This window comes from Gammaproteobacteria bacterium (assembly GCA_011375345.1).
Taxonomy (GTDB): domain Bacteria; phylum Pseudomonadota; class Gammaproteobacteria; order DRLM01; family DRLM01; genus DRLM01.
Genome location: DRLM01000120.1, coordinates 48126 through 58419 on the forward strand (window position 1 = coordinate 48126; position 10294 = coordinate 58419).

At 62.2% G+C, this 10294-nt stretch carries 10 protein-coding genes; 5 read left to right on the top strand and 5 right to left on the bottom strand.

What is annotated here, in order from left to right; genetic code table 11:
- Window positions 1-22 precede the first annotated feature (22 nt).
- Window positions 23-1492 (bottom strand): MFS transporter, encoded by a 1470-nt coding sequence (locus tag ENJ19_09115; protein ID HHM05889.1) that lies wholly within the window; start codon window positions 1490-1492, stop codon window positions 23-25.
- 298 nt (window positions 1493-1790) lie between these two features.
- On the opposite strand from ENJ19_09115, the gene ENJ19_09120 reads away from it, so the two are divergent.
- Window positions 1791-2105 (top strand): ArsR family transcriptional regulator, encoded by a 315-nt coding sequence (locus ENJ19_09120; protein ID HHM05890.1) that lies wholly within the window; start codon window positions 1791-1793, stop codon window positions 2103-2105.
- A gap of 18 nt (window positions 2106-2123) precedes the next feature.
- The gene (gene arsM, locus ENJ19_09125; protein ID HHM05891.1) at window positions 2124-2990 is read left to right on the top strand and encodes an arsenite methyltransferase; all 867 of its coding nucleotides are present in this window, start codon (window positions 2124-2126) and stop codon (window positions 2988-2990) included.
- A 44-nt stretch (window positions 2991-3034) separates the two neighbouring features.
- Here the strand turns inward: arsM and ENJ19_09130 are convergent, their stop codons facing one another.
- On the bottom strand, window positions 3035-3868 hold the full coding sequence (locus ENJ19_09130) for a metallophosphoesterase (GenBank protein HHM05892.1): 834 nt from the start codon (window positions 3866-3868) through the stop codon (window positions 3035-3037).
- A gap of 68 nt (window positions 3869-3936) precedes the next feature.
- On the opposite strand from ENJ19_09130, the gene ENJ19_09135 reads away from it, so the two are divergent.
- Both ENJ19_09135 and ENJ19_09140 read left to right on the top strand, forming a co-directional pair.
- Window positions 3937-5835, top strand: coding sequence for an ATP-binding cassette domain-containing protein (locus ENJ19_09135; protein HHM05893.1), 1899 nt, complete (start codon window positions 3937-3939; stop codon window positions 5833-5835).
- Between the two features lie 201 nt (window positions 5836-6036).
- Window positions 6037-6906 carry a sulfotransferase domain-containing protein gene (locus ENJ19_09140; protein ID HHM05894.1) on the top strand — a complete coding sequence of 290 codons (870 nt, stop codon included), beginning with the start codon at window positions 6037-6039 and terminating at the stop codon, window positions 6904-6906.
- A 31-nt stretch (window positions 6907-6937) separates the two neighbouring features.
- Here ENJ19_09140 and ENJ19_09145 read toward each other — a convergent pair whose 3' ends face one another.
- From ENJ19_09145 to ENJ19_09155, 3 genes are read right to left on the bottom strand one after another with little or no spacing between them, the layout of a single operon-like run.
- Window positions 6938-8221, bottom strand: a complete 1284-nt coding sequence (locus ENJ19_09145; protein HHM05895.1) for a hypothetical protein — start codon at window positions 8219-8221, stop codon at window positions 6938-6940.
- Window positions 8209-8763 (bottom strand): NAD(P)H oxidoreductase, encoded by a 555-nt coding sequence (locus tag ENJ19_09150; GenBank protein ID HHM05896.1) that lies wholly within the window; start codon window positions 8761-8763, stop codon window positions 8209-8211. The genes ENJ19_09145 and ENJ19_09150 overlap by 13 nt, the downstream gene beginning before the upstream one ends.
- Window positions 8764-8803: 40 nt before the next feature.
- On the bottom strand, window positions 8804-9097 hold the full coding sequence (locus ENJ19_09155; GenBank protein HHM05897.1) for a hypothetical protein: 294 nt from the start codon (window positions 9095-9097) through the stop codon (window positions 8804-8806).
- A 350-nt stretch (window positions 9098-9447) separates the two neighbouring features.
- Between ENJ19_09155 and ENJ19_09160 the strand changes: the two genes are divergently transcribed.
- Window positions 9448-10155, top strand: a complete 708-nt coding sequence (locus ENJ19_09160; GenBank protein HHM05898.1) for a hypothetical protein — start codon at window positions 9448-9450, stop codon at window positions 10153-10155.
- Window positions 10156-10294: the final 139 nt, after the last annotated feature.

A 10294-nucleotide genomic window follows, 5' to 3' on the forward strand; every position in this document is an offset into this window, starting at 1 on the left:
GGTGGCGCCGGTGCCTGCGGCCTTACTTCAAATCAATCATCTGCACCGTGCCGTCCGGCAGGATCTCCGCCATCTGGCCCCGGGGTTCTTCGAGGAACAAGACGATCAACACAAACACCACGGCGGACACCAGCCCGATGACCAGGAAAAACCGGTCGTAGTCCACCAGGGAATTGACCGTGAGAAAGGTCACCGCCCCCACGTTGCCAAAAGCGCCTGCCATGCCGGCGATCTGCCCTGTCATCCGCCGTTGCACCAGGGGCACCATGGCATACACCGCCCCGGAGCCCGCCTTGGAGAAGATACCGGCGACGATGGTCGTCGCCACCACCAGCCACACCGGCCAGCTTTTGTCGACCCAGCCCAAAAACAGAAAGCTGCCGGTGATGCCGGCAAAGACAATGATCAAGGTGAGCTTGCGCCCGATCTTGTCGCTGATCCAGCCGCCCCCCGGCCGGGCCACCAGATTGATGAAGGGATAGACGCCGGCGAGCAATGCCGCGGTGACTTTGGGCATGTCAAACCAGCTGACATAGAACATGGCCAGCATGGAGACCACGGCCAGCTCCGTGCCAAAGGTGACGAGATAGGCCCAGTCCAAAATGGCGACTTGTTTGAATTTGTAACGCATCATCTGTGGCGCGGGCTTGTGGATGACATGACCGTTGATGTGCCAGATCTTCCCTATCTGGATGCCGTAAACGCCAGCCAGAACGGCATAGATGACATAGGTGGACCACTGCTCGATCAAGCCCATGCCTGCGGGTGACAGCTTCCATGTCAGCACGCCCAGCGCCAGATACAAAGGGATGTTCATCAGGATATAAAGCAGCAGATCGCCGCCGTTGCTCACTTCCATGGCACCGGTTTGCCTGGGTTTGAAATAGGTCGAGCCCTTGGGCGTGTTGGACACGATGAAGTAGTACACCACCCCGTAGGCGATGGCGGCGAGGCTGGCGAAGGTCAGGGCATAGCGCCAGCCCGTGGCATCGCCGATATGGGCTGCGATGAGGGGCAAGGTCATGGCCGCGCCGGCGGAGCCAAAGTTACCCCAGCCGCCGTATATGCCCTGGGCAATGCCCGTTTGGCCGGCGGGAAACCATTCGCCGATCATGCGGATGCCCACCACAAAGCCCGCGCCGATAAAACCGGACAAGAAACGCATGATGGTCAGCTGCTCGTAACTGTCCGACCAGGCAAAGGCAATGCTGATCAGTCCGCCCAGGATCAAAATCCCCGAATACATGATGCGTGGCCCGAGCTTGTCCACCAGCATGCCCACCACGATGCGCGCGGGAATGGTCATGGCCACGTTCAGGATCAACAACACCTTGGCCTGCTGGTCGTTCAGCTCCAGCGCCTCTTTGATGAAAGGCATCATGGGCCCCAGTCCCAGCCAGACCACAAAGCTCATGAAGAACGCAAACCAGGTGTAGTGCAAAATGCGGATATTGGGCCTGTTAAAAGCCAATAGGTTGAATTTCTGGGACATTGTCAGCTTGCCTCAGCGGAGATTGGGAAAACTTGGGGCCGGGTGGAGCAAGTAACGCGCCAGAAAAGCCGGGCGCCGAATATCAGTGACTTAAGCTCTGTTTTGGGACGGGTGGGGCGCTTGTGTGAAACGTCGGTGCACAGCATGGTGAAGTGCCTGCCCCAATCAGGTGCGCCTTGCAGTCTCAATGTCCCAATGCGGAGAGCGCCTGGGAGGGTGAGTGCGGCAGCAAAAAGGGCAAGGCCCCCCGGGAACCTGGCGCTTGACGGTCGGTGCAGGAGATTCTAAGATTCGAAACATGTCGAAGAGTAAAATCAGTACCAGGCATTTTGCCGGGCAGTTCAAGGCCCTGAGCAATGAACACCGGCTGACACTGTTTCATCGCCTCATGAGCTGTTGCGAGCCGGGCACCCGGTGCTGCACCGAAGAGGCCGCCCGCTGTTGCGTGGGGGAATTGGGAGAGGGTCTGGGCATTGCGCCGTCCACCCTGTCTCACCATTTGAAAGAACTCAACCGCGCCGGCCTGGTGCGCATGGAGCGGCGCGGCAAAAAGGTCGAATGCTGGGTTGATCCTGGCGTTTTGGAACAACTCAGCGCGTTTTTCAATCCCTAGTAAACAGAGGTCATGCCCATGAGCAAGCAAGATTGTTGTGGGCCCCGCGGCGGCGCGCCTGCCGGCAGCAGGGCCAGCGAGGAGCAACACGACACCCATCGGCAAAAGGTACGCGGCGCCTATGCCAAGGTGGCCCGGGCCAATGACCAGCGTGTCGGCATAGAAGCGGGTTGTTGTGGTGTGTCGGACGATGCCCGGATCAATCAACTCATCTCCACCCGCCTGGGCTACAGCGAAGAGGATTTGAGCAAAGCCCCTGCCGGGGCCGATATGGGCCTGGGCTGCGGCAACCCCAAAGCCATTGCCGCCCTGAAACCGGGAGAGGTGGTCGTCGACCTCGGCGCTGGCGGCGGCTTTGACTGTTTTCTGGCGGCCCACGAAGTGGGGGAATCGGGGCGCGTCATCGGTGTGGACATGACGCCGGACATGTTGAGCAGGGCGCGCGCCAATGCCGACAAGGGCGGGTTTCGCAATGTCGAGTTTCGCCTGGGCGAGATTGAGCATTTGCCGGTGGCCGACAATACCGCCGATGTTATTCTGTCAAACTGCGTGATCAACCTCTCACCCAACAAAGCGCAAGTATTCAAAGAAGCTTTCCGCGTGCTGAAACCCGGCGGCCGCCTCGCCATCTCCGATGTGGTGGCCACCGCCGAGTTGCCCGACGCCATGCGCAACGATCCCGCGCTGGTGGCCGGCTGCATGGGGGGCGCTGCCCTGATTGACGAGCTGGAGAAAATGATCGAAGCGGCGGGATTCACCGATGTCAGCATCCAACCCAGGGATGAATCGAAAACATTTATCCGCGATTGGGCACCGGACCACCCGGTTACCGATTACGTGCTGTCGGCCACCATTGAAGGGCGCAAACCCAAGGGGTGTTGTTGAATTCCCGGAAGTGACAAAGAAACAGCGGGAAGCCGGGCGGGGACTCAGACTCCCACAGTCTGCAGGTAGCGTCCCACCGCCTCCGCCACACTCAGCTCCCCCGCCTCCACCCGCGCCAAGTAGTGACGCCGCCACGCCGCCACATGGGTGCGCGCCTGGGTGACTTCCAGGTAAATCAAGCGGGCGATGGGGCCGCATTCTTCAAGGAAGCCGCTGTCCACCACGTCGCGGGCCGCTTGCGCGGTGTCGAAGGGTACCCGGGCAATGTCCGCCTGCCAGCGGCCCCGGTGAAAAACAAAGCGGCCGTAGGCAGCGCGGGGATCGCCATCCAAGGGTTGGCCCACGGAACCGGTGTTGACCACCTCGGTGCCGTGAAACTGGCGGCGCAGGGGGTGGTGGGTATGGGAGCAGATGAACAAATCGCGCGGGGTGCCGAGGCGTGCCGCCAGTTCCTTCTCCCCCATGTCGGGCAGGATGCCCCGGCGGTGGCCGAGGCGGGAGCCGTGGGTGATGTGCACGCTGGCGCCGTCCATGTCTTCCCAGTCCAGATGATCCGGCCAGCTTTTGAGTTCCGCCACCAGCGGGCCGAGCTGGGCGGCGGTCCAATCGGAAAAGCGGCGCAGCTCGAGCAGCGGGTCCGCCGGGTCGGCGGGATTTTCGGCACAATGGATCACGTAGCTTTCGTGATTGCCGGCCAGGAAGCGGCCTTTGGGCGTGCGCGCTTGGAGCCGTTCCAGGCAGGCCAGGGAACGGGGGCCGCGGCTGACCAGGTCGCCGTTGACGATGATCTCATCGGCGCCCCAGACCTCGATATCGTCCAGCACCGCATCCAGGGCGGGAATGTTGCCGTGCACATCGGATAAGACGGCGATTTTCATCGGTTTCCTGCCTTCAGTTGCAACAGGCGCTACAATACCCTATCCCTGCTCTCAAATATCATCGCGCTATGCCTTTGATCATTTTCCGCGACGTGGTTCTCGGCCCCGGCCACCCGCCGCTGCTGGACGGCCTCAGTTTTCAAATCGACCCCGGCGAGCGCCTGTGTCTGGTGGGGCGCAACGGCGTGGGCAAGTCCACCCTGCTCAAGCTCATCGCCGGGGACATTGTGCCCGACGACGGTGAGATCGTCCGCGCCCAGCACTTGCGTGTCGCCCAGCTCGTGCAGGACGTGCCGCGTGGCACGGCGGGCAGCGTGTTTCACGTGGTGGCGGAAGGGCTGGGCCGGGCCGGGGCCCTGGTGGAGCGTTACCACGTCCTGGCCCAGGCCATCGCCGGGGGCGCAACCGACAAGCTGGACGAACTGGCGCGCTGCCAGCGGGAGCTGGAAAGCGCCGGGGGCTGGGTCCTGAGCCAGCGGGTGGACACGGTGCTGTCCAGGCTGGCGCTGGATCCGGAAGTGGACATTGCCAGCCTCTCCGGCGGCTTCAAGCGGCGGGTGATGCTGGCCCGCGCCCTGGTCAGCGGGCCGGATTTGCTGCTGCTGGACGAGCCCACCAACCATCTGGACATCGCCGCCATCACCTGGCTGGAAGAATTCCTGCTGAGCTGGGGTGGCACCCTGTTGTTCGTCAGCCACGACCGGGCCTTTCTCCGGCGGCTGGCCACCCGTATTTTGGAGCTGGACCGCGGCAGGATCACCGATTTCCCCGGCCCCTACGACCAGTATCTCGCCCGCAAGGAAGCCCTGCTGGCGGCGGAAGAGCGCCACAACGCCTTGTTTGACAAAAAGCTGGCCCGGGAAGAGGCCTGGATCCGCCAGGGCATCAAAGCCCGCCGCACCCGCAACGAGGGCCGGGTGCGGGCCCTGGAAAAAATGCGAAAAGAGTGGGCCCTGCGCTGCAGCCGCACGGGTACGGCACGCCTCCCGGTTAAGGAGGGGGAACGCTCGGGCAAGATTGTGATGGAGGCGGAACAGGTCAGCTTCGCATACTCCGGCCGCACCGTGATCCGCGATTTCAGCACCACCGTATTGCGCGGCGACAAAGTGGGTATCATCGGCCCCAACGGCGCCGGCAAGACCACCTTGCTGCGGCTGCTGCTGGGTGAACTGGAACCCGGCGCAGGAAAAATCCGCCGCGGCACCCATCTGGAAGTGGCCTACTTCGACCAGTATCGTGCCGTGTTGGACGAGGAAAAAACCGTGCAGGACAATCTGGGCCAGGGCTGCGACATGATTGAGATCAACGGTCAGCGCCGCCATGTGCTGAGCTATCTGCAGGGTTTCTTGTTCGCCCCTGAACGCGCCCGCCAGCCGGTAAAAGCCCTCTCCGGCGGTGAGCGTAACCGCCTGCTGCTGGCGCGCCTGTTCCTGCGCCCGGCCAATGTCTTGGTGCTGGACGAGCCTACCAACGATCTGGATGCGCAGACCCTGGATATGCTGGAAGAACGGCTGGTGGCCTATAGCGGCACGGTGCTGCTGGTAAGTCACGACCGCGCCTTTCTCGACAACGTGGTTACCAGCACCTTGGTGTTCGAAGGCGGTGGCGCGGTGAACGAATACGTGGGCGGCTACGAGGACTGGCTGCGGCAGCGTCCTGCGCCGGTGGCAGCAAAAAAGCGGCCGGACAAATCCAAAACCGAAGCCAAACCCACCCGGCCCAAAGCAAAAAAACTTTCATACAAGGCTCAACGGGAGCTGGAAGCGCTGCCCGCTGTGATCGAGACGCTGGAATCGGAGCGCGATGCGCTGCATGCCAAAATGAGTTCGCCAGCGTTTTATCAGACCCAGCAGTCCGTCATCAGCGCCGCGCAGTCACGCCTGAGCGAGCTGGACGATGAGCTGTCCCGGGCGTATGCCCGCTGGGAGACTTTGGAAGCGTTGAAGGAACAACTGCAACACGCTTGAGGCGCGCCCAGCGCCCTCTTTTTCAAAGGGGGGGAAGATGGACTGTGCCGATGCTTCACCCGACAGCAATGACTCACACCCTTACCCCCAAGACGCGGAGCCCGCAGAGGAATCCCCTTTTGTTTGAAAAGCCAGGTTTCCTGTGTGCATCGTGCCTTTTTGGGTGAACTGAATGACGCGGCATCCGCAACAAGGAGCACCATGAGCACCGCCATCGACACCAAATGGGGCACGCCCTCACCCGTCCATGACCCCTATGCCCTTGCCCACTTTCAGGCCCGTCCCAGCGACGTGCTCATCACCACGGCGCCCAAGGCCGGCACCACCTGGATGATGCAGATTCTGCATCAGCTGCGCAGCGGCGGTGATGCCGGTTTTGCCAGTATTTTCGACGTGGTGCCGTGGCTGGAGTTTCCCGGCGACGGGCGCCCCTGGCAGGAGCGGCTGGCGGAGTTTGAACGTATTCCCAATCCCCGTGTGTTCAAAACCCATTGCACCTGTCCGCAAACACCCGGCGTCGACAAAGTGCGTATCGTGCTCACCTCGCGCGATCCGCGCGACTGCTGCGTGAGCATGTATCACCACCAGCTCAATATGACGGATGAGGCCCGCGCACGCATGGGCGTGCCGGTGCCCACATCGTTCGACGCGTTCTTCGACAGATGGATGGGCTTCGGTTCCTGGTTTCGCAACGTGGCGAGCTGGTGGCCCCGGCGCGACGCAGACAATATTCTCTGGTTGCGCTATGAAGACCTGGTGCGGGATTTGGGCGCCGCTGTCGACCGGCTGTTGACGTTTCTCAACTGGACGCTTACGGCGACGCAAAGAGAACGCGTGCTGGAATATTGTTCTTTCGACTGGATGAAACGCCACGGCGACAAATTCAACGCCCGCCTGCCGAACGGCAAGCCTGTTTTCAAACCGGAATCGTTTATCCGAAAAGGCGCGGTGGGTGATCACAAGACGTTACTGCGGCCGGAGCAGGAACAGGCTGTCCTGGAGCGCGTTGTGCGGGAACTGCCGGCGGAGTGTGTGGCTTTTCTCGGATTGAACCCACGGTCCCGCCGCTGAAACGCCAAGGTGGACGGTTTTGCCGCACACCTCAACCGTTGCGGGGGGGTGGTTCTTCGTTCTGGCGGGTCTGCGGCGGCGCCACGTCCCAAGCCTGATCCTGTAGTTCCAGAAGGTCGTGATCGTCTTTGCGGATCAAGGCCTCCAGCTCTTCCCTGAGCTGTTTTGCGCGGGACATGTACAGCGACTCGTCGTGTTTCAAAGCGGCCAGTTCTCTCCGGGCCGCAACATCGTGCCGCTTGAAAGTGCGCGCCGCGCGGCTGGCCTGATAGGCGCGAAAGCCCAGCAGGCGCAAGGCCTCCTCGCCCAGGTCCAGGGCGCTGCCGAACATCTCGCGATAAACATGCGGGACATCCCGTTGAATCAACTCATAGGCGTGAAAGCGGCTGATGGCCCGCGCCAGAATTTTTAAATGGGGATAGTGCTGGCGGGCGTGCTCTGCGATGTGCAAAGCTTTTTCTTCGTCGTCAATGGCGATGACCAGCAGTTTCGCCTGCCCGGCCCCGGCCGCGTGCAGCAGTTCCGGGCGGCCGGCATCGCCGTAGAACACTTTGAATCCGAATTTTTTGAGAAACCCGATCCGGGAGGCATCGTGGTCCAGCACCGTGGTGCCCACGCCGTTGGCGTGCAGCAAGCGGCCCACGAGCTGGCCGAAGCGGCCGAAGCCGAGAATGATGACGGGGTTGTCGTGCTCGTCGATGACATCGGCCGCGCCGGCGGCCATGTCCGGCGCCAGGCGGGGTTGTACCCACTTGTCGTTGATCAGCATCAACACCGGCGTCAGCAACATGGAAACGGCCACACACAGCACCAAGGGGTTGCTGATATTGGCGTCCATCACGCCGGACTGGGTCGCCAGGGCGGACAGCACGAAGGCAAACTCACCGCCCTGGGCCAGGGCCAGGGAAAACAAAACATTGTCGCGGCTGGGCAGGCGGAAGACACGGCCCACCGCCAGCAACACGGCGAGCTTGATCAGCACCAGCGCCACCACGATGGCGGCGATGACTTCGGGATACCGGCGCAGCAGATCGAAATCGATACTTGCCCCCACCGAGATGAAAAACAATCCCAGCAGCAGACCCTTGAACGGTTCGATATTGGATTCCAGCTCGTGGCGGTACTCGCTCTCCGCTAACACCACCCCGGCGAGAAACGTGCCCAAAGCAGGGGGCAGCCCCAGGCTTTGCATGGCCAGGGCGATGCCGATGACCAGCAGCAAGGCCGCCGCGGTGAACATCTCCCGCAGCCTGCTCTGGGCGATATAGCGCAGCACCGGTCGCACCAGGTAATAGCCGCCCATCACATCGTCCACGCGTGCGCCGTCACGCAAGGCACGCAGCACGTTGCATAGCGGGTGGCCGCATCGTCCAACAGCGGCGAGCGGTGCAGCTTGTCGGTGGCGTGCACCACGAAGGGTGGCAGATAGCGCATGCCGCACAGGTCGGCCGTGCGCCTGAACGGGGCCAGCAACTCGGACATGGTGGGATGGGACACCCCGTCATAGGCGGCGCGCTCCCCGCCGGTGGTGGTGGCCGTAAGCAGCCATTTGCCGTGCAAGGCGGTGCCTTGGCGGCCGTAAGCGAAACCGTATTCCAACACCAGATCCTGCCATTCCTTGAGCAGGGCGGGGGTGCTGTACCAATAAAAAGGGTGATGGAACACAATCACGTCGTGCTCCGCCAACAAGGCCTGTTCCCGTGGCACGTCCACGCAGAAATCGGGGTAGATTTCGTAAAGATCATGCACGTGCACGCCCGCCAGCCTCTGCGCCGCCGCGAGCAAGTGCCTGTTCACCACGGATTTTTCGAAGGCGGGGTGGGCGAACAAGATCAGTATGCGGCGCCTTGGGGTCATGCGCCGGTTATTCGGGCGGGCGGCGGGGGAAGGCCGCGGGTCAGGGGATTTCCTCAATATAGGTGCGCGAAATCGGCGTCTGCACGTAATACTTCTTTCCGTCCTTGACGGCCCAAAAATAGTAGTAACCTTTTTGCGGATCGCTGGTGACCTTGCCGCCGTCCACGGTCCAGTTCTTGACATGGCTGCCTTCCGCAAACGTCACGCTGTAATTGCCTTCCAGCCATGTCACCCCCAGGCGGGACAGCTTGTTTTGCTGCTCCTCGGAGCAGCCGCTCAATGCCAGGGTCGCGGCCAGTATCGCAGCGGCCGACAGTAGATATCGCTTTGTCATAAATACTCCGTATTCCCGCCCGCCTGGACTTGGCGCGCAGGTTTGTTGCCCTAGATTTCAGTATAACGAGCCGTGCCGGCAAGTTGAAACCAGCCATGCCAAAAAGCCGTTGTTCAGCGCCTCCCGCCTGGAGCGGCGATGCCGTCCCGTTCTGTTGGACAGACTGCGCCCCGCTTGTCTGCCACGGCGGACCTTGCATGCCATGGCGGCTGTGCCGCATGAGCGGGCTGTCGCGGCGAGACAGAAAAGTGATCACTTCGTGAAACCCGTGTGATACGCCTCTGCCACTCTGACCGCCGTGCCCGCCCGTGAGGGGCGGCCCCGTCACCTGGCTTCCGAAGGAGTTGATCATGACATCACGCCCTGCCACCGCTCTGCTCGCCATGAGTCTGCTGGTACCCGCCGCCACCGTGGCGGACACCATCCAGATCACCCTGACCAACCTCACCCACGGCAGCTATTTCACCCCGCTGCTGGTGGCCGCTCACGACAGCAGCACCCATTTGTTTCAGCCGGGCAGCGCCGCATCGGCCAGTTTGCAGGCCATGGCGGAAGGCGGCGACTTGTCCGGCCTGGTGGCGGATGTGGCCAATGTGGGCGCCACTTACGTGGAAAATCCGGCAGCGGGGCTGCTGGAGCCGGGGGCCAGCACCACCACCATGCTGGACACCACCGGCACCCAGAACACCCGGCTTTCCATCGTTGCCATGATCCTGCCTACCAACGACGGTTTCGTGGGCCTGGATGCTCTCACCCTGCCTGCCACCGCCGGCACCTACACTTTTTATCTGAACGCCTACGATGCCGGCACCGAAGCCAATGACGAAATTGTCAACGGCGCGGGCAGTCCCGGCGCGCCCGGCATCCCTGCCGATCCCGGCGGGCACAGCGGCAGTGGCGCCAGCGGCGCGGCCACGGCGGACAACAACAGCGCCGTGCACATCCACCGCGGTGTGTTGGGTGACCAGGACAGCAGCGGCGGCGTCAGCGATCTTGACAGCAGCGTGCACCGCTGGCTGAACCCGGTGGCCAAGCTTGTGTTGAGCGTCAACTATTAACCCGGCAATTAGGATTGTCGGGTTAATGGCGCGGCACAGGGATGTGCCGCCATTGGCGCAAGTCAATGCGAGCCCGCGAAATACCAGCCATTTCGCACAATGGCGCCCGTATTTCGCGGGCGGCAATCAAACAGGTCAG